Source organism: Pseudomonas sp. CC6-YY-74, from assembly GCF_002025205.1.
Lineage (GTDB): Bacteria > Pseudomonadota > Gammaproteobacteria > Pseudomonadales > Pseudomonadaceae > Aquipseudomonas > Aquipseudomonas paeninsulae.
In genome coordinates this window covers 4,206,932-4,229,692 of record NZ_CP019947.1, presented here as the reverse complement: position 1 = coordinate 4,229,692, position 22,761 = coordinate 4,206,932, and the positions used below count along the sequence as shown (strand labels likewise).

Below are 22,761 nucleotides of genomic sequence, written 5' to 3'. Positions count from 1 at the left end.
AACGTAATAACCAATAAAATCAATAACATACTGTTTGCTTGATGAGAGCGGGCCATGGCCGCGATGCTCTTGCGCCGGCGCCTTTTCGCGGGCACGCCCCGCTCCTACAAAAGCCGTCATCACCCTTCTCCTTCGAACAGGTTATCCAACGCATCCAGCAGCCCATCATTGGGTCGCGAGAAATACACCCCGGCGCTGGGCATGCCGCGCAGGAACAGGTAGTAGGCGCCGCCTAGTTGGCTGCCGTCGAAGTCGGCCAAGCGTTGACGCAGGAAACGCCGGAGCGCCACCAGGTAAATCAGGTATTGCAGGTAGTAATGCTCGCCGGCCAGGGCCTGGAGCAGACGTTCGCCGCCATAGTAGCTGGCGTCCGGGCCGAGCCAGTTGGACTTGTAGTCGGCGATATACCAGCGGCCGTCGTGCTCGAAAGTCAGGTCGATATAGCCTTTGAGGAAACCCTTGAGGCTGTCGAACTCCAAACGCGCGGCGGCTTCGCGCATCGGCGCGGCCAGGCCATGGGCCGGATCGGTGAGGATCGCGCGCAGGCGCTGCAGATCGAGATTGACCACGGGGAAGGTGAAGCCCAGTTCCGGCAGGCGGCGCGCCGACTGCAGGCTGGCCAGGGTCAGGCCGGCGCCGTTGAGATCGCTGTCGATCACCTGCTGCAATTGGCTCAACGCCACCTCGCTCCAGTCGCAGCTGATGCCATGACCGCGCAGCGCCGGCTCGATCAGCTCAGGCAACGGCGCCTTGCCGCGTGCCCAGTCTTCCAGGATCGCGTGCAGGCAGGTGCCGGCGCGGGCGCCGCGGGGGAAGGCGAAGAAGCCACTACCCGGTTCGCTGGCGGCGGGCAGCACCAGGCTATCGCGGTCCGGCGCTTCCATGTGCATGCCGGAAGCCAGGCCGGAGAAGCTGCCGATGCGCCAGGCGCTGTGCAGGCTGCGGTTCATGTGGTCCAGCTGCTGGGGCGGCGGTGCGCGGCGCTCACCGGCGGCGCTGGCTTCGCTCTCGCGCAGTGCTTGCACGGCCATATGGCCGTGGCTTGAGCCCACCAGCTGATCGATTTCGCCGCGCAGGCCGCTGGGGCTGAGCGCTTGCAGATGGCCGGCGAGTTCGCCCAGGGCATCCTCGCCCGGCAACTGGCGGCCGTGCAGCAGCCAGGCCAGGGCACTGCTGTGCAAGCCGGCCTCGCTGAGCGTGCCGTCCTTTTTCGGCTTGCAGTCCACCGGCCCCCAGTGCAACCAGAGGCGGTCGCGGGCGCGGGTCAGGGCCACGTAGGTCAGGCGCAGGCGCTCGGCGAAACGCTCATGGCGGGCGCGCTCGCGGTGCGTATCAAAGTCTTCGCCACCCAAATCGAGCAACGGCGCACCGTCGTCGGCATGGCAGGTGATGTCTTCGCTCTGGCGCAGCAAGGCGCCGTCCCACAGGTAGGGGCAGAACACCAAGGGGTATTCCAGGCCCTTGGACGTGTGGATGGTGACGATCTGCACCCGCTCGGCATCGCTTTCCAGGCGCAACAGGGCTTCTTCACCGTGGCTTTCGGCGCTGCGCTGGGCGTTGAACCAGCTCAGCAATTGCTCCAGCCCCGGCCGTTGCAGGCTCTCGCTCTGCAGCAGTTCGGCCAGGTGCAGCAGGTTGGTCAGCCGGCGCTCGCCATCGACCAGGGCGAGCAGACGCGGCGCCACCTGTTGCTCGTCCAGCCAGGCGCGGAAGGCGCGCATAAAACCCTGTTGCTGCCAGAGTTGGTGGTAGCGCTCGGCGGCTTCGCGTTCGCTATCCCAGGCCTGGGCGTCGTCCTGGCAGGCCGCCAGATCCACGGCGCTGCGGCCAAGCAGGCGGCTGGCCAGGGCGTAGCGCAGCGCACCTTCGCGGCCGGGCTCGGCGTAGGCGGCCAGCACCGCGGCCAGCTCGCCGGCCTCTTCGCTGTGCCAGACGTTTTCCTTGCCGCGGCGCACGCTGGGCACCCCGCGGGCGGCCAATTCGGCGGCGACGTCGCCAGCCTGGCGGTGGCTGGCGACCAGGACGGCGATATCGCCGCCCTTGAGCGCCGTGCGCTCGCCCTGCGCCTCGAAATAGGCCTCGCCGCGACTGCTCGCCGCCAGCAAGGCGGCGATGCGCCGGGCTGTATCGCGGGCGACCAGAGCGCCGGCTTCGCCCTTGCCGAGGTAGTCGTCGTCCAGCCAGACCAGCGCCAAGGGCGCGTCCGGCTCAGCATCGACAACGGGGAGCACCAACTGCGCCCGTGCACGCTGGCTGGCACCGACTTGCGGATAGCTCAGGCCCGGCTCGGCGAACGGCATGGGCCGGTCGAACAGCTGGTTGAGCGCGGCAATCAGCTCGGGGGTGGAACGGTGGTTGGTGGCCAGGCTGTACTGGCGCGCCGCCTCGTCGCGAGCCTTGAGGTAGGTGGCCAGGTCCGCGCCGCGAAATGCATAGATGGCCTGCTTCGGATCGCCGACAAAACACAGGTCGCCCTGGTTTTCGTAGATCCGCCGGAACACCTGGTACTGCACCGGGTCGGTGTCCTGGAACTCGTCGATCAGCGCCACCGGGTATTGTTCGCGCAGGGTGCCGGCCAGGTGTTCGCCGCCCTCGCCGTAGAGGCCCTGCTGCAGTTTGTTGAGCAGGTCGTCGAAAGCCAGCAGGCGCTGGGCGGCCTTGCGCTGCGGCAATTGCTGGTTGAGCTCGCCGATCAGGCGTACCTGCAGGTCGATCAGGCGTTGCTCGGCTTCGGGCTGCGCGGTCTGCAGGGCGTCGCACAGGCCTTGCAGGGCATCGGCCAGCGGGCTGTCCGGCGCACTGCTGCCCTTCTTGCTGGCCTTGGCCAGGCCTTCACGCGCCAGCCGCTGGTGCGCCTCGGTCTTGCTGAACAGCGCGGCGGCATCGCTGAAGTAGCCGTCCAGCTCGCCTTGCCAGGCGCCGAGCTTGAGCGGGTTGCACATATTGCTCTTGAAGCCGTCGAAGGCCTTGAGCTGCTGCAGCCATTCACCGCTCAGTTGCTGCCAGCAGTCCCGCGCGTGCTGCCAGGCATTGCGCAGGGCGCTCATCTCGCTGCGGGCACCGGGCTGCGGCTCGATGCGCAGGTAGGGTTTGCCCAGGTGGTTGCGCAGACGCTGGCGCAGGCTCTGCGGGGTCAACTTGTGCTGGACCAGAAAGGCCGCCCACTCCGGCTCGGCGGCGGCCAGCTCATGGCGCCAGAGGTCGGCGAGCAAGGCGTCGAGAATCTCGCGGTCGTCGTGGGTCAGCTCGTTGTCGAAGTCGCCGCCGGCCTCGAATGCGGCGTCCTGCAGCGCACGCTGGCAGAAGCCGTGGATGGTGAAGATCGCCGCCTCGTCGAAGCCGTGCACCGCCAGCAGCAGACGCCGATGACTGGCCGCGTCCGGGTACTCGGCGTGCAGGCGATTGAGCAACTCGTCCGCGCCGGGGCCGGCGTCGTAGACCGCCAGCAACTCGGCCAGCCGCAAGCGAATGCGCTCGCGCAATTCGGCGGTGGCGGCGGTGGTGAAAGTCACCACCAGGATCTGGCTGACGCTGAGGCGCTGCTCCAGCAACAGGCGGGCGTACAGCGCGGTGAGGGTCCAGGTCTTGCCGGTGCCGGCGCTGGCTTCGATCAGCGAGCGGCCGGCGAAACTGTCGTGCAGCAGGTCCAACGGTGCGCTCGTCATGCCTCATCCTCGTCACTGTCGCGCAGGGCATCCAGGGCCGGCCCATAGAGTTGTTCGGCCAGGGCTTCGAAACGTGCGTCCAGCGGCTCGCGGTCGCGGAAGGCCAGGGCGTTCCAGGGGTCCTGGCCTTCGCCGCTCATGTAGTCGTTGCCTTGCCACATCACCCGCGCTTCGCTGCGCGCGGCGTCGAGCGGTTCCTTGCGGCCGGGCTTGCGCCATTTACGGGCGAAGCCATAACTGCACTTGGCCAGCACCGGCAGCGGTTCGCACAGCGCACTTTTATAGGCTTCGAGCCAGGGTTCGAGCAGTTGCAACGGGTTGGCCAACGGCCCCAGGCGCCATTCGCTTTTCGGCGACAGCAGACGGCTGTCGCGGGCGATTCCTGGGGTGGCGGCGCAATTGAGCAGCAGGTGGCGCAGCCAGAACGGCGCCAGCTCCCAGGCGCCGAGGTCGCGCAGGCGGTAGTCGAACAAGCCGCTGGCGCTGACGCCGTCGAGCCAGCCGTGGATACGCACGCCGGCCAGCTGGATATCCACCAGCAGCGGTTGCGGCGCATCACTCGGCCGTTCGTCGAACAGGGTCGGGGCGAAGGCGCGGATCGGCCCACGAATCTGGCCCCAGTGCGCCTGGCCCAGTTCGCCCACCGGCAACCAGCCGGAGGCGGCGGCCACGCTGCGTTCCGCACGCTCGCTCCAGCCTTGTTCGACGGCCCGCAGCGCCAGTTGGCGCAGGCCGTGTTGGCTGGTCCATTCGACGCTGAAGGGTTCGTCGCCGGCCAGGGCTTCCTCGCTTTGCGCCAGGCGCAGGCCGAGGCGCTGTTCCAGCAGGTAGCGCGCCGGGTGCTTGAAGCAGTGGATCAGCTGGCTGGGTTCCAGGGTCAGTTGATCGCCGCCCGGCCCGTCCTGGTCCGGCGCGGCCAGGATGCTGGCGAAGGGCTGCGGTGCTGCGACCACCTCACTCAGGCGCTGGGCGGCGCGGAACCAGGGCGCGGCGAAACCGGCCTGGGCGCCACCGGCGAAGTTGCCAGAGGCGAAGGGCTGCAGCGGGTGCTGGTGGGTAATGTGGGCGCTGGCCTTGGAAGGCGATGATGGATCGGTGGCGTCTGTTTCGCGGCTAAAGCCCCTCCCACAGGAGTTTCCACAAACTGCGGTGAGGTCGATGACATCCAGCAGTTCGCTGACCAGCACCGAGGGTGGCAATTCGGCGTTACTACGCGGGTCGCGGCCGACGTAGCTGAGGTACAGGCCGCCACGCGCCGAGAGCAGGGTTTCCAGCAGCAGGTAACGGTCGTCGAGGCGCCGGGCGCGGTCGCCACGCCGGGGTTTCTGGCCGATCAGGTCGAAGCCGGCGGCCGGGGTGCGCCTTGGCAGGGCGCCGTCATCCAGGCCGAGCAGGCAGACCAGGCGGAACGGCAGGCTGCGCATCGGCACCATGGTGCAGAAGGTCACCGCGCCGGTGAGGAAACCCGAGGCGCCGCCGCCCTGCTCCAGCGCCGACGTCAGTTGCTGGCGGATCAGCGCCAGCTCCAGCGGCCGCTCGATGCCGGAAGCCAGCGCTTGATCCTGCAGCGCCGCGCAGGCTCTGGAGAGCAATAACAAGGTGTCGCCGGCCTCGCGCTCATCGAACAGGCCGTCGACCACCTGCAACAGGGTCTCGGCCCATTCGCTCAGGCTGCGTGGGTGCTGCAGGCTCTGCGCCAGGGCGGCCAGGCGCTCGACGAAGGCGATCAGGCGCCCGAGCAACTGCGCGCGGCCACCTTCCAGGGCATCCAGCGGCCAGCTGTCGCCGAGCAAGGGGGCCTGTACGCCGGCCAATTGTGGCGGCGCGGCGAAGCCCAGCAGCAGGCGATCCAGGCCCTGGCGCCAGGTGAAGGCACTGTCGGCCGGCAGACCCAGTTGCTGGCGATGCGCGCCGTCGCGGCCCCAGCGCACGCCGGCCTCGCGCAGCCAGTCGCGCAGCAACGTCAGGTCCTCGGCTTCGATACCGGCGCGGCGGGCGAGCGCCGGCTGCTCCAGCCAGGCGAGGATTTCCTCGGCGGCAAAGCGGCTGTCGGGCAGGGCGAGCAGGTTGAGGAAGGCTTCGATCAGGGGGATTTCCGCGCGCTGGCTGCGGTCGGCCAGGCTGAAGGGAATGCGGGGTCCGGCCGTCCGGGGCCGGCCATCCGTGGGGCGCCGGTTTTAGCCGCAAAAATCGCCTCGATATAAGGCGCGTAGCGCTCGATATCCGGGGTCAGCACCACCACCTGGTCCGGGGTCAATTCAGGCTCGGCGGCAAAGCGGGCGAGCAACTGGTCATGCAGGATTTCCACCTCGCGCAGCGGCGAATGGGCGATATGCAGCTCCAGCGAGCGGTCGTCCTCGCGCAACAGCAGGCGTTCATCGGCCGGGCGGGTGCGCAGGCGCAGGATGTCGTTCTGCAGCGCCTGCAGCAGGCTGGCGTCGTGCAGATCGGCATCCTCGGAGTACAGGCCGGTTTCCTGGCTGCCTTCGGCCGAGGCCAGGGAGAACAGGCTGTCAAAGAAATCGCGGCCCTGCTTGCCCAGGCTGGCCAATAACGGATGGCCGACATCCAGGTACCAGTCATCCGGGCTCAGCTCAGGTTGCCGGGCCAGCTCGCGGATATCGCGAATCTCGCCCCAGGCCTCGCGGCAGGGGTTGAGGGCAAAGATCACCACCTCGGTGTGCCGCGCCAGGCCTTCGAGCACGCGCAGATGGTGGGTCGGCAGGCTGCTGATGCCGAACACCAGCAGGCGCTCGGGCAGATTGGCGATGGGCGCCTCATCGTACAGCCGGCGCAACAGATCCTCGAGCAACCGCGCGCGATGCGGATGGCCATCTCGAGTCAGCTCGCGCCAGAGCAACGCCTGCCAGGCTTCGTCCGGCCCCAGGTCGAGCAGCTCGTTACGCTCCCAGGCGGCCAGCCAGTCATCGCGATACAGCAGGTATTGGTCGAATACGTCGGCGATCTTGCTGGCCAGCGACAGGCGCCGGCGCTCGTCGCCACCCTCGAGGTAATGCGCCAGACGCGGCGCCTCGCCCAGCTTGCTCGGCTCGCACAGCCAGTCGTACAGGCGCCAGGCCAGGGTGGTCGGGGCGAACGCCGATTGCTCTGGCAGCTGCCCCAGAACCAGGCGCGACAGGTCCCAGACGAACTTGGCCGGCAACTGCACCTCGAGCTGCATGGCAATGCCCTGCTTGCGCGCCAGCTCCAGGGTCAGCCAACGGCCCATGCCCTGACTCGGCACCACCACCAACGCCGGGGCGAAGGGCTGATGCAGCGGCTGGGCGAGCAGCGTAGTCGCCAGTTCGCCGAGGGTTTCCAGGTCGGGGGCATGATAAAGATTGAGCATGGTTGGCACTGCATCCGTTGCGAAGCGCTAGCAGCCTGTCGGATTCGACCGGCGGTGGCGAGAGGAAGCCCGCGGTCCGACATTTTGGGTTGAGGCAGTTCTGCTGTGTTATCGAGGCGAATAGCTGGCTACTTAACGAAAACGCACAGCAAAACTAACCACGTCCGGCTTTCCCGCAGTAGGACAGCGTTAAGTCCGCCAGGCTGCTAGATTAACCAGTCTGGCAGCGCGGGGCGACAGCCAGTGTCGCCCGAGCGCGAGGATACGAGTACACAAGGCCAGGAGGCTCGATCAACGCTACGACCTGAGCTTCACGGTCAAGCTGGAGCGCGGCTTCGGCCAAGGGGACGGGGCCATCAAGCGGTTGCCGAGCCATGCCACTTAGGTGCAAGTGCCGGCAGGGAGCGCGTCTGCCACCCTGACGTCCAGCAATCCAACGAGGAAATCGCCATGCCCACCCTTGCCTTCGATGTTTACGGCACCCTGATCGACCCCAGCGACGTCACCCGGCAACTGCGCACGACCCTCGGCGAACGCGCCGAGGTCTTCTACCAGAGCTGGCGCGACAAGCAGCTGGAATACAGTTTCCGGCGCGGCCTGATGGGCGCCTACGTGGATTTTGCCCAGTGCACCCGTGAGGCCCTGGCGTTTGTGTGTGCGCAGACCCAGGCCCCGCTCGACGCCGCGGCGCAACAAGGCTTGCTGGATGCCTGGAGCCACCTGCCGGCCTTCGCCGACAGCGCCTCTGGGCTGCTCGCCCTGCAGCAACGCGGGATTCGCCTGTATGCCTTCTCCAACGGCAGCCAGGCGGCAGTCGGTGCCCTGCTCGAGCAGGCCGGTCTGGTGGACTTCTTCGACGAAATTGTCAGCGTCGAGGCGGTACGCAGCTTCAAGCCGGCGCCGCTGGTTTACCAGCACCTGCTGAGTCGCACCGGCAGCGCCGCCGCAACCACCTGGCTGGTCTCCAGCAACCCCTTCGACGTGCTCGGTGCAAACCATGCCGGCCTGCGCAGCGCCTGGGTCAAACGCAGTGAACAGGCCCAATTCGACCCCTGGGGCATCGAGCCGGATTTACAGGTCGCCAGCCTGCTGCAACTGGCCGAACGCCTGCCCGACTGAGCACCTACCTGGCCCTTGGCGGTTGGCGCGAACGCCAATCGCCGACTACAGCTTAAGATAAGCCCGATAAAAACTATTCAATCCCGGGCCAGCACTATCGACCTGGGCCCAGCGCCGCGGGTAACCTGCTCCACATCCGTTTGTTGCCCGCACGTGGGCGCCCCTGTCAGGGAGATGCACGATGCTGACCCTGCTCAATCTGCTTTCTGCTGTTGCCCTGCTGATCTGGGGGACCCATATCGTCCGTACCGGCATCCTCCGTGTGTACGGCTCGCAGCTGCGCAAGGTCCTCAGCCACAACGTCAGTAAACGGCCCATGGCGTTTGTCGCCGGTATCGGCGTCACCGCCCTGGTACAGAGCAGCAACGCCACCGCGCTGCTGGTCACTTCCTTCGTCGGCCAGGGCTTGATGGCGCTGACGCCAGCCCTGGCGATCATGCTCGGCGCCGACGTCGGCACGGCGCTGATGGCGCGGGTACTGACCTTCGACCTGAGCTGGCTATCGCCACTGCTGATTTTTCTCGGGGTGATCTTCTTCCTCTCACGCCGGCAAACCCGCGCCGGCCAGCTTGGCCGCGTGGGCATCGGCCTGGGCTTGATGCTCCTGGCGCTGGAGTTGATAGTCACGGCCGCCACGCCGATCACCCAGGCCCACGGGATCAAGGTGCTGTTTGCCTCGCTGACCGGCGACCTGCTGCTGGATGCCCTGATCGGTGCCTTGTTCGCCCTGATTTCCTACTCCAGCCTGGCCGCCGTGCTGCTCACCGCGACCCTGGCCGGCGCCGGGTTGATCAGCCTGCCGGTGGCCATTGGCCTGGTGATCGGCGCCAATATCGGCAGCGGCCTGCTGGCCTTCCTGACCGCTAGCCTGCAGACCCCAGCGGGGCGCCGGGTGGCGCTCGGCAGCCTGCTGTACAAGCTGATCGGTCTGGTCCTGGTAATTCCCCTGCTGAACCCGCTGGTGAGCTGGCTGGACAGCCTGAACTGGCGTCCGGCCGAGCTGGTAATCGGCTTCCACCTGCTCTACAACAGCCTGCGCTGTGTGCTGATGCTGCCCAGCGTCGGGCCGATGGCGCGCTTCTGCAACTGGCTGCTGCCAGATCGTGCCGACACCGGCGGCGTCGCCCGCCCGCGTCACCTCGACCCCACGGCCCTGGCCACGCCGAGCCTGGCGCTGGCCAATGCGGTGCGCGAAACCCTGCGCATCGGCGATCTGATCGAGACCATGCTCAACCACCTGCTGGAAGTACTGCGCAGCAACCAGCCGGCGCTGAGCAAGGAGCTGCGCCGCCTGGATGACGATGTCGATGCCCTCTACAGCGCGGTCAAGCTGTACCTGGCTCAGGTGCCGCGTGAGGCGCTCAGCGATCAGGACAGCAGGCGTTGGGCGGAAATTCTCGAGTGGGCGGTCAACCTGGAGCAGGCCGGCAACATCATCGAGCGCATGCTCGGCAAGGTGCAGGACGAAAAAACCGCGCAACGCCATGCCTTCTCCGAGAGCGGCCTGGAAGAACTGACCGGCCTGCACGCCCAGCTGATGGCCAACCTGCGCCTGGGACTCAACGTGTTTCTCTCCGGCGACGCCGAGAGCGCCCGCCAACTGCTCCACGAGAAACGCCGTTTCCGCATCCAGGAACGCCGTCTGGCCCATGCCCACGTCGGCCGCCTGCATCGCCAGGTGGTGCAAAGCATCGAAACCAGCTCGCTGCACATGGAGCTGATCGGCGACATGAAACGTCTCAACTCGCTGTTCTGCAGCAGTGCCTATGCGGTGCTGGGAAGCAAAGAGACAGGCGCGCTGCACGCGGAGGAAGTGGGTGGCGAGTAGCGCCGAGCTACAGGCCCGCCACAGCAAGCCAGCGCCCAGCGCAAGCCCTCAGGCAAACGCCATTACCTCATGCACCGGTTTGCGCGGCTTCTGTGGCCAGTTGCCGGGCGCGGGGTAGCCCGCGGTGACCAGCATGACCGGCACCTCATTTGCGGCCAAGCCAAACTCGCGCGCCACGCCAGCTGCATCGAAACCGCTCATCGGCCCAGTCGACAGGCCCATGCCCTGGGCGGCGAGCATTAGCGTCATCGCGGCCAGGGAAGCAGAGCGCAGCGCCTCGTCGCGTTGTAACTGTGGATTGCCCTGATGCGAGCCCGTGGCCGCGGCGACCCAGCCCGCGACGATCGACTGATCGAGAATGCCCGCGTCGAGCGCCGGCTGCAGCGCATCGGCGAGGCCCTCATGCGCCGCCAGCGTGCCGCAGATGATGAAGGTGACCGGCGCTTCCAGCACCTGCCGTTGCCCGTAGGCCACGGTGTGTAGCCGCGTTTTGGCCTCGGCGGAGCGCACCGCGATGAACGTCCAGTTCTGCAGGTTGTAGGCCGACGGCGCGCGGGTGGCCAGGCCTACCAGTTCGCTGATGACTTGCTCAGACAGATCCCGGTCGACTGCATAACGGCCGGTCGAGACCCGCGATTCGATCAGCTGCTTGATGGAGTTGAACATAACTTTCTCCTTTACAGGGTGGTTGAGGGCCAGCGCAAACACGCCGCCAACCCAGGTGAGCATCAGCGCACGACTTGCGGTGATGCTGTTGGCGCCGGAGCGCTTGAGGCCCACTGCACCGCCAGGATGCTGCCGAGCACGGTCAGCAGCCCCACCAGCGACAGCCCGCTGATGCTCTGGCCGAGCAACGCCCAGCCCAACACCACCGCCACCAGGGGGCTGAGCAGGCCCAGCGACGACACCGCGACCGGCGCCAGGCGGGCGATGCCGCGGAACCACAGGGCATAAGCCAGCAGCGCACCGAACAACGAGAGATAGGCATACCCCAGCAGGTGCGTGGTGCTCAGCGTCGGCAGTGGCGGGTCGACAAGCCAGGCCACCGGCGCCAGCAGCAATCCGCCTAGCAACAGCTGCCAACCGGTGAGGGCCAGTAGGGGCATGGCCGGACGCCAACGGCGAGTCAAGTAAGTGCCGAGGGCCATGCACGCGGTGCCGACAAACGCCGCCGCGATGCCGATCGGGTCCCACACGGCGCCCGGCGCCAGCAGCAGAGCAGCCATGCCGGCGACCCCAAACAGGCTGGCACACACGGCCAGGTAGGCTGGTTGGCGCCGGTCCAGAGTCCACACCAGCCCAATCACCAGCAATGGCTGAATGGCTCCGACTACGGCCGCCAAGCCGCCTGGCAGGCGATACGCCGCGACAAACAACAAGGCCTGAAAGAAGCCGATATTCAGTGCCGCGAGCACCGCTAAGCGGCCCCACCCGGCGCGCTTGGGTAGGTGCCGGCTGTATAGCACCAGCAATATCCCAGCTGGCAGAGTGCGCAGCAGGGCGGCTGTGAACGGGAGGTCCGGCGGCAGCAGCTCGGTGGTGACGATATAGGTCGAGCCCCAGATGGCCGGCGCCAATGCGGTGAGCAGCGCATCGACCCAGGGTGGGATGGTTTTTCCAGCGCCCATGTAATTACCTTCAACTCAAGATATAATTCGAGCCTGACATGAATTAATCTTGATATCAAGACAAGTGAGACTTCCTGATGAGTGCAGATCGACAGCCGGATGCAGTAGACGCCATCCTCGGCCAATGGCGCCGGGAGCGACCGGATCTGGACCTAGGCCCGATGGCTGCCATCGGGCGGGTCAAACGCTGCTCCGTCCTGCTCAGCCGGCGGCTGGACGAGACGTTCGCAACCTTCGGCATGAGCACCTGGGAGTTCGATGTGCTGGCCACGCTCAGGCGCTCCGGGGAGCCTTATTGCCTGGCCCCGACTGCCTTGTTCTCCACCCTGATGATCACCTCAGGCACCATGACCCATCGGCTGAAACGCCTAGAGGCCAGCGGCTGGATCGAGCGCGAAGCCAGCCGCGAGGATGCGCGCAGCCTGCTGGTGCGCTTGACCCCGAGTGGGCTGGAATTGGTTGACCGCGCCGTAGAGGCGCATCTGGAGAATGAGCGGCGCATCCTCGCGCCGCTGAGCGCCGCCGAGCTGGCGGCGCTGGACGCCAGTCTGGCCACTCTGCTGGCGGTGTTGGAGCCGGTTCGCAGCTGAGCCCTGCAAGCGGCGGAAGGGTCTGCGGGAAATAGTGAGGACTGGCGGGGTTGCCCGGGTACCCATATGCAGCGTCAGCCAACCCGCTGCCATGGTGAAACTGCCGATATCCAGATAGACCTCGTTCCTGCGCCAGATGATATTCATCAGATCGCTGGTGGGCTGTCCGATGGGGATCGGCAAAGGAGCCCGGAAAAGCGGAAAAGGGGACAGATTTATTTATCAGTCAAAAATAAATCTGTCCCCTTTTCCTCATGTCCCCTTTTCCTCACGGTAGATCTGCCCATGGATGCCATTGCCGGCGGGTGACATGGCCAGAAAAGCGGCTTGGTGCAGCAGGCTTTCCGGGTCGAGATCGGGACGTTCGCTGACCAGTTCCAGTTCGAATTCGAAGGGCTGGCTGATTGCCTCGCGGCCACGAAATTCAAGCACTTGTTAAGCCTCTGGCCCGCAAGGATCAATGACTCTGACCCTATTGGTCTTCGAGACAATGTGCTAAACGGATGGGTGGCCTGGGTACCAGTACTGTTGCATCCAGGCCATGCCTTACACGCCCTCACGGCTGAAATTTACGCAGCTTTCCAATGTTGTAGTTCATGTCGCTCAGCGACGGCTGCAGTCTCACTAACAGGTTATCCAATCCTTGCCGGTTGAGCTTTAGTGATAAGCGAAATTGCAGGTCTTGCTTGGTTTCTAGCAAGATCCCACGATCCCGCACCAACAACCACCCATCTTGGATATAACCGGAAACCGCCTTAATATCGGATAATTTAATTTTCTCTTGGAACTCTACCAAATTATCCACAGTAGCCAGAATGCGCACTCCATCTTTGCGAAATTCCGCAGATAATTCGCCGATATCTTCGGGGCGGTTCGACTTGGTCATCCATGCGATGAACAGGTACAACACCAAGAAAACCCCGGCAACAAGAACAGCATCTAGCGGACCAGAAAGTTTGGTAACGGCAGTAAATAAAAGTGCAACTGTTATTAATAACCCCGACTCATATTTAGGTCTTTTTGGCTTAGCCTCGGCAGGGCGGTAATATTTTTTGATGAGGTGATGGTCAAGCTTCTTGCTCATGAAAAGTCGTTCCTTGATAAATGTATCGATAATATTCAGTTGCGATGGTCGCTATCGAAATCGTCTGCCTTGGGCGTGGCCAGAATGCCTTTGGCTTCCTGGCTGCGGTAGTAGGTTTCGATGCTTAGGCTGAGGTCGATCTTCGCCTGGAGGATGCAAGGTGGCTCCTGCCAGGGGTAAGTAGCCAGTTGCTCACGCAATTGCTTGCCCTCTTTGCGCGGCCAGGCTTTGCCATTGATATCGCGCCAATAGCGCGGTGGGCGGTTTGTCGCTGCGTCGTGGGCGACGGTCACCGAATCGAGATGGCGGCTTTGCTCCAGAATGGGCATGTCCGGCAAGGGCTGCTCTACATCCATATAGCGCTGCAGGGTGTCCCAGAAAGCCAACAGGTTGGGCTTGTCCAGGCCCAGGCTATGCAGCTTGCCGGCCAGGCAGACCTTGGTGCCGGTATAGCGGTGGTATAGCCACAGGGCATAGTCATGGCCGCCATGAGGCGTGACCATCAGCTGCATCACCGGGTCGTACTCGTAGAAAGGCGCAACGAAGGGTTTGCGCAAGCGTCGGGCAATGGCCAGGGTGCCAGCCTGACGACTGAACTCACTACCATCATGCTCGTAAAAGCGGGCATAAAGCCCGAGCAAGGCATCGGCACCGATCAAGGCCATAAAGAACAGAAACATACCCCACCAGAAGGCGGTTTGCTCAGCCCAGAAGCCCCAGAGCGCCCCATGGCGCCAACTGATCAATGCAGCGGTGAGTGCAGCGCCTACGGCCATCAGCCAATAGGCATAGTGTTGTTTGCTGGTGCCGAAGAGAAACAGCGAGCCAAGGGAAGTCCCAACGGTGGTCATGCCCCAGACAAATACTTCACCATCACTTGACCCTAAATCAAAAAGCACACCGAGCTTTACACCCCAAAAAAACCAAGGGAAGCCAAAGCAACACCACTTAATTACGAATAACAGGTGCGGAATCTTGCTGATGTTTTCAAAGCGCCAGCGCTGGGCATCGCAAAAAATCCGCTGCGGGCGTTTTTCCTGCTCTTGCCGCTCATAGGCCTTATGCAATTCGGCGTTGAGCTGGTACTCCACCTCAGTGGCAGGGTCCAACCCGGCATAGTGTCCCCAGTTCAGTGGGGTATGCATAAGCCCGGCGTGCTCGTCCTTGCTCGGCGGCAGGTCCGGGATGCCATCGGCACTGTAGGCCCCGGGCTCATAGGGAGTATTCGCTTGCTGCACACTCATGCCTTTGGGGAAAAGGGGACAGATTTATTTATCAGTCAAAAATAAATCCGTCCCCTTTTCCATTAATAGATGGCTAATCGCCTCGCGGCTACTTTAAAACCGTGGTCTGTCCCTAAGGTTTCCGGATATCTTCTTCAGAGTTTCCTTAAAGCGGAAGAGCATCCCTGTGTTCGCTGTATGTTCACTAGTACGTAATTGTATCTGGCGCGCCAATTAGTTTGGTGAGCTCACATATAAAATCAGTTTCATCTTTGGCATGTGTTTTGTCTAGAAAATCCAAGAACCACTCGGCATTCAAAATTATAAATATATCACGCCATTTTAATTGTTTTGCTGTTGACTCTGGCAATTCCCCGCCCATCAAGCCATGCCCTTTGCCTTCAAGAAATAAAAAATATTTATCCTTGTAAGAATAGCCAATAATCTTTGGCCATTCGGAGCTATGAGCTGCGTTAGGTGATAAGTCCTTTTGTGCAATAACATAATAATCTTTCATTATTTCTCCGGTAGCACGTCGACTTTATCGAAATCTACTTTCTGTCCGTCCAAATGGATCTGCGCATCTCCGCCCTTTCCGTACTCAGGGTATGCCTCGGCGAAAGGTTCAAACTTGGATTTATCGGTGTCCCCCTTCCAATGTGGCACACGCGCTTTCGGTACGCCTTCGACATAAAGTTGCAAGGTGTCGAACTCACCTCTTAAGCGAGCGTCACTCCAAGATCCCGCACCATTTGCATCTGATCCAATTTCAGGACCTTTAACTTGAAATGCCTCTCTAGCCTTAGAGCCGGTCTCATACTTCTCGAATCCCACATAAGTGGTAGGTGCGGATTTTGATTCTAGTGTCATATCGGCAAATTTATTAATACTGCCATCATCGTTTTCATACCGCATATAGCGATAGCCAGTTGAAGGGAGCGTCGAGTCAGGGCCAGATGGGCCGACATAAAAATCAGGCTTGCCTGGCGAAGGGCAATCCCCCTTCACCCCAGCCAACCCCAACGGATCCACCCACCCCGTCGGGTTGTTCACATACTGGTAGTTATTCAACCCGCCCGCCAGCTTGATCGGGTCGGGGGTGAGGTAGCTGCCGGTGTTGGGATTGTAATAGCGGTGGCGATTGTAGTGCAGGCCGGTTTCGGCGTCGTAGTACTGACCCTGGAAGCGCAGGGGGTTGTCGATTTCGGCGATTTCCAGTTTGGCGACGTTGCCGTAGGCGCGGTATTTCACCGACCAGAGGATTTCGCCGGCGGCGCTGGTGAGCTCCTGCGGGGTGCCGAGGTGGTCGAGCTGGTAGTAGAACGGCTCGGCCGTGGAGCCTTTGCCCTGAAGCATGGCCAGGGGGCGGAAGCTGCCGGGTTCGTAGAGGTAGCTGCGGTAGTGCTCCGGGCCGCTCTCTGCGATCAGGCGGTCGCCTTGCCAGAGGAATTCGCTGGTTTTGCCGTCGACCACCTTGGCGATGCGCCGGCCGAAGGCGTCGTAGCGGTAGCTCACCTGGCTGCCGTCGGGCAGGCTGACGCCGATCAGGCGGTGCTGGCAGTCATAGCGGTAGTCGGTGATCAGCCGCTGGCCGGCGCCGCGGCGTTCGCGCATCAGGTTGCCGAAGGCGTCGTAGTCGAAATGGCGGTCGCCCTGCATCAGCAAACGATTGCCCTTGACGTTGACGCGGTCGTCGGCGACGGCGCTGCTTTGCCCCAGCAGGGTGCCGGCCGGGTCGTGGGCGAAGCTTTCCGGAGTATCGCCGCGTACTGCGATCAGCCGATCCAGTGGGTCGTAGTGGAAGCTCTTGCTGCCTTTGCGCGAGTCGTCGATGCCGGCCAGGTTGCCGTTAGCGTCGTAGCGGTAATGCCGCTGCAGCACGCGTTGCTGTTCCTGACGCAGGCTGTGGGCATGCAACCGACCTTGTTCGTCGTACTGGTATTCGCTGAGCAGCGCGCCTTGCTGACGGTACTGTTCGCGCCCGCCTGGGGTGAACTGGTGGGCGGTCAGCGGCTGGCCGTTGAGATCGATGGCGGCGAGGGTACCGCCGGCCTGGTGGCGGTAGTCCAGGCGGCTGCCATCGGGCAGACGACAGTGGCTGAGCTGGCCGAGGGCGTCGTACTCGTAGCGCAGGGTGGCCCAGCCCTGGTGTTCCTCGATCAGGCGATCCTGCAGGTCGTAGCAGTAGGCCAGCGGCCACTGGCCGTCGTCGACGCCAACCAGACGACCAAGGGCATCATAGGCGTAATGCACTTGCTCGCCGTCCGCCAGGGTCTTGACCAGCAGGCGCCCGGCGGCGTCGCGCTGGTAGGCGGTGACCAGCTGGCTGCCGTTGTCGCCGAACTCGGTCTTCTCGACCAGGTGACCGTTGAGGTCGTAGGCATAGGCGGTGCTGCGCCCGTCGAAGGCGGTTTCGCGCTGGATCAGGCCGTTGGGGTGGTAGGCCAGTGTGTAGTGTTCACTGCGCTCGTTTTCGATCTCGGTGAGCAGCAGGCGGGCGTTGTCATAGCGGTAGCGTAGCTGGCTGCCGTCGGGGTTAATGCGCCGGCTGACCAGGTGCAAGCCGTCGGCGTATTCGTAGCGGGTGACGCGGCCGAGCTCGTCGCGCTCGCCGGTGACCTTGCCGTAGGCGTTGTAGCTGAAGCCGCGCGTGCCACCGCCGGGCAGGGTGACTTGCGCCAGCCGGCCGACGGCATCCCACTGGTACTGGGTGATGGCGCCGCTTTCGTCCTGGCGGGTGATCTGCCGGCCCTGGGCGTCGTAGCGGTAGCGCCGCTCGCCGCCAGTGGGTAACTGTTCCTCTATCAACTGGCCCAGCGGGTTCCAGGTGAGTTTGTGAGTGCTGCCGTCTGGGTGGCTGATGGCGAGCAGACGGCCCTGGGCGTCGTAGCTGTAGCGGCTGGTGTGGCCATGCGGATCGATTTGCGCAGTGATGTCGCCCTGGGCGTTGCGCCGGTATTTCCAGGTCGCCTCGCCGCGCTGTACCGCGCTGACGAAACCGTCGCGGTACTCATAGGCAACAGGCTGGTCTTCCGACGGGATCACGGCGGTGAGACGACCGACCTCGTCGTAGCGGTATTCGGTGATGGCGCCGAGCGGATCCTGCTCGGCGATAAGTTGGCCTTTGTCGTCGTAGGATTTGAGGGTTTGCGCGCCGTCCGGGTCGACCTGTTTGACCAGGCGAGCGTTGTCGTCGTGAACGTAGACTTGTTCGCTGCCGTCGGCGTTGAGTACCGTGACGCCACCCTTGTCGTCCCAGCTGTAGCGTGCCTCCATTTGCCGGAAATTAGCCCAGTGGCGTACGCAGCGCGCCTGCTTGCCGGCGCCTTGCCATTCCCAGTAGAAGGCCGCGCCGCCGGCCAGTTGCCGTTCGAGGATGACGTTGGCTTCGTCGTAGCGGTAGCGCTCGGTCTCGCCGAGGGCATTGCTGGCTTCAAGCAACTGACCGGCCGCGTTGTAGCGATAACGCGCCAGAGTTTGCTCGGTCTGCCAGCTGTCTTCCTCGGTGTCCGCGGCGCGCTGGACCTGATAATCCACCGCGGCGATATGCTTGCCCTCGTAGCGCAGCTTGAGGGCGCGGCCGGCGCCGTTGCTCAGGCGCTGGATGCGGCCCATCAGGTCGCGACTGAGGTTGATGCGGTTGCCGTAGGCATCGCTGATGGCGATCAAATAGCCGCCCTGGGCGTCGCGGCGGAAATGGTAGAAGCGCGGCGTCTTGCCGGCCTGGGCGAGGATCAGTTCGGCGGGGTCGTCACCCAGGTAGATGGCGGCGCGCGACAAGCGGTTGGTGATCGCCGGGCGCTGCTGGCTGGGCACTGGGAAGCGGGTGCGGCGGTTCTCATGGTCGGTCCAGACCAGCTCCTCGCCGTCGCTGTCCAGGCGGTGCGCCAGGCTGTGGCTCCAGCCATAGCCCAGGCCGCGGTCGATCTCGGCGGCACTGGTGCGATACAGACGGCTCCAGGGAAAGCTCAGCAGGCCGTCCAGTTCGCCGTCGGTAAGAGTCAGCAGCTCCTCGCCGGTAACCATCGACACAGGACATTTGTCGGTGCAGGTCTTGTCGGCGCTGTCCGCCGCTTTATCGTTGGGTTTTTCGCCGGTGTCGAAGCATCGTCCACCGTTTCCGCTTTCGTCACCCGAGTGTTTTGCGTCTTGCCGCGTTTGACGCTCAGGGTGTCCGGCTCGGTCAGGTCGATACCCTGAGCCGGGCTCTTGACCTGCAGCGTGGTCTTTTGCGAGCTATTGACCAGCACCTCGCCTCGCACGGCCAGTGGCTTGACCGCTTCGGCATGGGGTTTGAGCGCATGGCTCTTACTCACGTCGATCAGGGTCTGCACGGCATTTCTCAGCTGCCCGGCGGGACCGCTGCTGAGCCCCTTGATCGCTTTGGTGGAATAGCGCACGGCCAACCCGGCGCCGCCAGTCAAAACGATGCCCAATAGTATGTCCAGCAGCAGACCGGTAAGGGCTTGCCCGGTAAGTTCCGCCACGGTGGTGGGCGGTAACAACTGCACCCAGCAAACCACCGCAGAGGCGTAGAGAAACATCAGCGGCTCGTCGCTGACGATCAGCAGCAGGGTGTGCATCAAGTCCTTGGCCTGGGCCTTGAGCTTCTGGAAGTCGGTCTCGGAGATAAACGTCAGCAGCTTGTCGCAGTACTTGTCCAGGTTGGTGAGGATTTCGAATAGCTTCTTGACGTCGTCCCAGAGCGCCATCAGGGCGTTGCCCATGCCGTCCAGAAAAGCCTTGCTGATCTGCGCCAGGCGTTTGGGGTCGCCAACAGGTGCAAGCAGCTTCCACTGCGCGGCGATGTTGCCGCTCCATTCAGCCTGCAACCAATCGTGCAACTTGGCGATGACGCCGTCGTAGGAGGCGTAGAGGGTGTCGACCTCGCGCTGGCTGACGTTGGGATAGAAGCGGATGCGGTATTGGCTGTTCGGGATGCAGCCAACGATGCTGCCCATACCGTTAGCATCGAGAATACCGCTAAATTTCTGCGGGCTCTGACCGCTGAAGATCGAGAGCTGTTGCACCGCCTCATAGGGCGTATTGCCGATGGGCACGAAGTTGGCGGAATCGAACGCATGCAGCAGCTTGAGTTGCCCGTTGGCCGGGCAGGACGCATAGCCGTTTATCGCCCCCGTCTTATCTTTGTCGACCTTGATCGGCATGATCTCGTCGCCGATGGTGAACTTCTGCTGGGCGTCGAGCGCCCAGCCGGTCAGCAGGCTGTCGGCCAGGTCTTTGTAGCGCTCCATGCTATTGCGCTTGAAGTCGCCAATGATCTTGGTCGCGTCGGGCTCCTGCGCCGTCAGGCCGTTGAGCATGAACGAGCCATAAAGGACGTTGCTGATCATCGAATCAGTTCCTGTTCCAAATGGGCCTTGAAGCGCCCAGCTAAAGTGTCTTCCGTGTGCTGGCCGTGCCGAACGAAGTGCGCGGTCTTCAGCCGCAGGTTGGGCTCGGGAAAGGTGAAATACAGCTCGGCGTGATCCTCACGCAGCCACTGCATCAGGTTGTCGACCCGCGGAGTGGGGTCTTCCTCGTTCAGTTCGTCGAGCAAGGTCGCCGGCACTTGCCACCAGGGATAGGGCTTGGCCGGGGTGAGCGCTGGTAGGGCAACTTCAAGCCTCTGGCCGTTGATCAGGTAGCGGTCGAATATCGGCAGCAGCTCGCCGGCCTTGGCGCCTAGGTGGTTGAGGATCGGCAGCAAATGACGGCCATCCCAGAAGCGGAAGAACACCTCGCTGGCATCCGGCATGCGCACCTGGGTCAGGCCCTTGAGGTGGTCGAGCACGGTTTCCGCCGGGTACGGCGAGCTGGCCAGCCAGCCCCAGTCCTCTTCGTCCACCTGCTCGATCCAGTCAAGAAAAGGGCTGTCAGGCGGCAACTCGCCGAGAAACGGCATGACCGCCTGCCAGTCCGCATAGGGCGTGCCGTCCCAGATGGGCAGCGGCGCAATGGCGAACTCCTGCTGGTAATAGGCGTGCAGCGGATTGGCGTCGCTGGCGCTACTCATCACCACGTAGAGATGGCTATCGCCGGGGCGAGGCTGGCTATTCAGCCAGTCGCGGGTACTCAGGCGCTTAGATGGCACAGCCACCATCCTTGCATTTCTCGCACTCTTCACAGAAAGGCGCGTTGCGCTTGAGGGTTTGAATTTGCGCAGGCGTCAACAGGGCGCCCGCCTGGTCTGCATCCGCCGGTTTGACCTTGCCCGGCAAGATGGGCGCCGCCCCCGAGCCGCTGCCTGGGCCGCCGCCGGAGTTGAATTTGATCACGGGTCCGACCAGGGTGATGCCGCCGGCGTCGAGTTTGATAAAGCTGCCGGCGGCTTTTAAGGTCAGTTCGCTGCCGGCTTCGAGGACGACTTTCTGGCCGCTGGAGAGGTGGATTTCGTTGCCGGCGTGGATAAATTGGCCGGTGCCGATCTTGATGTGCTGGTTGTTGCCGACGGTCAGGTGGTCGTTGGTTTTGATTTCGCTTTTGCGGTCGAGGTGGGTGGTGCGGTGTTCTTCGGCCTTGAATTCGCTGTAGCTGTTGGCTTCGACCGTGTCGTGGCGCTGGTGGCCGATGCGGATCTTCTGGTCGTGTTCGATGTTCTCGTCCCAGTCGCGCTCGGCGTGGATATAGATCTGCTCGGCGCCCTTGCGGTCCTCGATGCGCAGCTCGTTGTAGCCGTCGCCACCCGGACTGCTTAGGGTCTTGAATACCGTGCGGGTCTTGTTCGCCGGCAGGTCGTAGGGGACTTCATGGGCAGCGTGGTGCAGGCAGCCGGTGACCAGCGGCTGGTCGGGGTCGCCTTCGAGGAAGCTGATCAGCACTTCCATGCCGACCCGCGGGATGGCGATGGCGCCGTAGCGGTCGCCAGCCCAGCTGCTGGCTGCTCGCAGCCAGCAACTGGTCTTGTCGTCGGCCTGGCCGTGGCGGTCCCAGAAGAACTGCACCTTGATCCGGCCGTATTGGTCGCAGTGGATTTCTTCGCCGACGGGGCCGGTGACCACCGCGCTCTGGCTGCCGAGGATGCGTGGCTTGGGGTGCTCCAGGCTCGGGCGGTAAGGCACCGTCCAGGGCGTGGCGCTGAAGCGGTTGCGGTAGCCCTGCTGGAAGCCGCCGTCGGCTTCGCGGTGTTCGCTCACCGACTCTTCCAGCACTTGCGGCTGCTTGCCTTCGTGGTGCAGTTCGGTGAGCAGCCAGAGGTCGTTCCAGCTGGGCCGCGGGTGGGCGGTGACGGCGAGGAAGTGGCCGCTGACCAGCAGGGGCTGGTCACTTGCGCCCTGGGCCAGTTCGAAGTCGTGGCGGTGGCGTTCCAGCGCGCGTTGGCTGAGGTGTTTGCCGCGCTCGCGCTCGACGAAACGGCCAGGGTAGTCGTAGTCCTCGAGGTCCGGGACGAACGCGCTCTTGGCCTCGGCCTCCAGCAGTAGGCGCGGTTTTTCGAAGTCGTAGTCGCGACGGGTCACCCGGCTGCTGCGGGTTTCCACGCGCACGCCGAAGCGTTTGATTACCGGGTCGTCGGCGACCAGGCCGCTGTCTTGCTGATAAGCCGTGGGCGCGAGCGTGGGGAACGGCGTCTGGTCGTCGCCAAAGACCAGCACATGTCCGTCGGTGCTGTGCTGGAAGTGGTAGTGAATACCTTCTTCCTCGCACAGGCGCTGGACGAAGTGCAGGTCGCTTTCGTTGTACTGCACGCAGTACTCGCGCTCGGGGTAGATCGAGCCGAGTTGAAATTGGTAGGCGTTGGCCTGGATGCCGTGCTCTTCGAGCACTTGGCCGATGATCTTCGCCACCGTCAGGTGCTGGAAGATCCGTTGATTGCTGCGGTGCGCCAGGTACGCCAGCTGCGGGCGCAGGCTGAGGTGGTAGCGACTCAGGCGCTTGCCGGATTCGCCCTGGGCGACGCGATAGATCTGCCCGTGGATGCCGTTGCCGGCGGGTGACATGGCCAGAAAAGCGGCTTGGTGCAGCAGGCTTTCCAGGTCGAGGTCGGGACGTTCGCTGACCAGTTCCAACTCGAATTCGAAAGGCTGGCTGATCGCCTCGCGGCCGCTGAATGCGAGTACCTGCAGATCGTGGCTAACGCCTTCGATGCTCAGGCTGAAGTGGGTCTGGTTGGCAGGGGCGAACATTCGTTGTTCCTCTTCTTTCGTTCCATGAGTCGAAGCGGCTTGGCGCGCAGCTGTTTTAACTCAGACGCGGCCCGCTGAACGTGCACATTCGTCTTTTTACGAGTAGCTCTGCTGCGAAACACAGCGGCCAGGACTATGCCTGGCCGCTGCGG

Annotated in this window: 11 protein-coding genes and 3 pseudogenes; 3 read left to right on the top strand and 11 right to left on the bottom strand. The window is 63.6% G+C overall.

Annotated features, from left to right (window positions below):
- Positions 1-119: 119 nt before the first annotated feature.
- On the bottom strand, positions 120-3,665 hold the full coding sequence (gene recB / locus B2D37_RS19235) for an exodeoxyribonuclease V subunit beta (RefSeq protein WP_079204205.1): 3,546 nt from the start codon (positions 3,663-3,665) through the stop codon (positions 120-122).
- Positions 3,662-7,014: pseudogene (gene recC / locus B2D37_RS19230) on the bottom strand (exodeoxyribonuclease V subunit gamma). The gene recB and the pseudogene recC overlap by 4 nt, the downstream one beginning before the upstream one ends.
- A 450-nt stretch (positions 7,015-7,464) precedes the next feature.
- Between recC and B2D37_RS19225 the strand changes: the two are divergent.
- Complete coding sequence (locus tag B2D37_RS19225) at positions 7,465-8,133, top strand: haloacid dehalogenase type II (RefSeq protein ID WP_079204204.1); 669 nt, start codon at positions 7,465-7,467, stop codon at positions 8,131-8,133.
- 181 nt (positions 8,134-8,314) lie between these two features.
- A complete protein-coding gene (locus B2D37_RS19220; RefSeq protein WP_079204202.1) occupies positions 8,315-9,961 on the top strand; it encodes a Na/Pi cotransporter family protein in 1,647 nt (548 codons plus the stop codon).
- Positions 9,962-10,009: 48 nt separating this feature from the next.
- On the opposite strand, the gene B2D37_RS19215 is transcribed toward B2D37_RS19220, so the two are convergent.
- Both B2D37_RS19215 and B2D37_RS19210 read right to left on the bottom strand, forming a co-directional pair.
- Positions 10,010-10,627, bottom strand: coding sequence for a nitroreductase family protein (locus tag B2D37_RS19215; protein WP_079205045.1), 618 nt, complete (start codon positions 10,625-10,627; stop codon positions 10,010-10,012).
- 62 nt (positions 10,628-10,689) lie between these two features.
- Entirely contained in the window at positions 10,690-11,589 is a 900-nt protein-coding gene (locus B2D37_RS19210; protein WP_079204201.1) for an EamA family transporter, read from the bottom strand.
- A gap of 77 nt (positions 11,590-11,666) precedes the next feature.
- On the opposite strand from B2D37_RS19210, the gene B2D37_RS19205 reads away from it, so the two are divergent.
- The gene (locus tag B2D37_RS19205) at positions 11,667-12,179 is read left to right on the top strand and encodes a MarR family winged helix-turn-helix transcriptional regulator (RefSeq protein ID WP_079204199.1); all 513 of its coding nucleotides are present in this window, start codon (positions 11,667-11,669) and stop codon (positions 12,177-12,179) included.
- Positions 12,180-12,437: 258 nt separating this feature from the next.
- Here B2D37_RS19205 and B2D37_RS19200 read toward each other — a convergent pair.
- The 7 genes and pseudogenes from B2D37_RS19200 to tssI form a co-directional block, all read right to left on the bottom strand.
- A pseudogene (locus tag B2D37_RS19200) lies at positions 12,438-12,614 on the bottom strand (hypothetical protein); the annotation flags it as partial.
- Positions 12,615-12,735: 121 nt separating this feature from the next.
- Positions 12,736-13,263 (bottom strand): hypothetical protein, encoded by a 528-nt coding sequence (locus B2D37_RS19195; RefSeq protein WP_079204198.1) that lies wholly within the window; start codon positions 13,261-13,263, stop codon positions 12,736-12,738.
- A gap of 35 nt (positions 13,264-13,298) precedes the next feature.
- Positions 13,299-14,501, bottom strand: a complete 1,203-nt coding sequence (locus B2D37_RS24255; RefSeq protein WP_371915411.1) for a hypothetical protein — start codon at positions 14,499-14,501, stop codon at positions 13,299-13,301.
- A 190-nt stretch (positions 14,502-14,691) separates the two neighbouring features.
- The gene (locus B2D37_RS19185; RefSeq protein WP_079204197.1) at positions 14,692-15,003 is read right to left on the bottom strand and encodes a hypothetical protein; all 312 of its coding nucleotides are present in this window, start codon (positions 15,001-15,003) and stop codon (positions 14,692-14,694) included.
- Positions 15,003-19,840 (bottom strand): annotated as a pseudogene (locus B2D37_RS19180) (RHS repeat-associated core domain-containing protein). Before B2D37_RS19180 ends, B2D37_RS19185 begins: the two are co-directional and overlap by 1 nt.
- A complete protein-coding gene (locus B2D37_RS19175) occupies positions 19,837-20,580 on the bottom strand; it encodes a DUF4123 domain-containing protein (protein ID WP_079204196.1) in 744 nt (247 codons plus the stop codon). Before B2D37_RS19175 ends, B2D37_RS19180 begins: the two are co-directional and overlap by 4 nt.
- Complete coding sequence (gene tssI, locus B2D37_RS19170) at positions 20,570-22,609, bottom strand: type VI secretion system tip protein TssI/VgrG (protein WP_079204195.1); 2,040 nt, start codon at positions 22,607-22,609, stop codon at positions 20,570-20,572. Before tssI ends, B2D37_RS19175 begins: the two co-directional genes overlap by 11 nt.
- Positions 22,610-22,761: the final 152 nt, after the last annotated feature.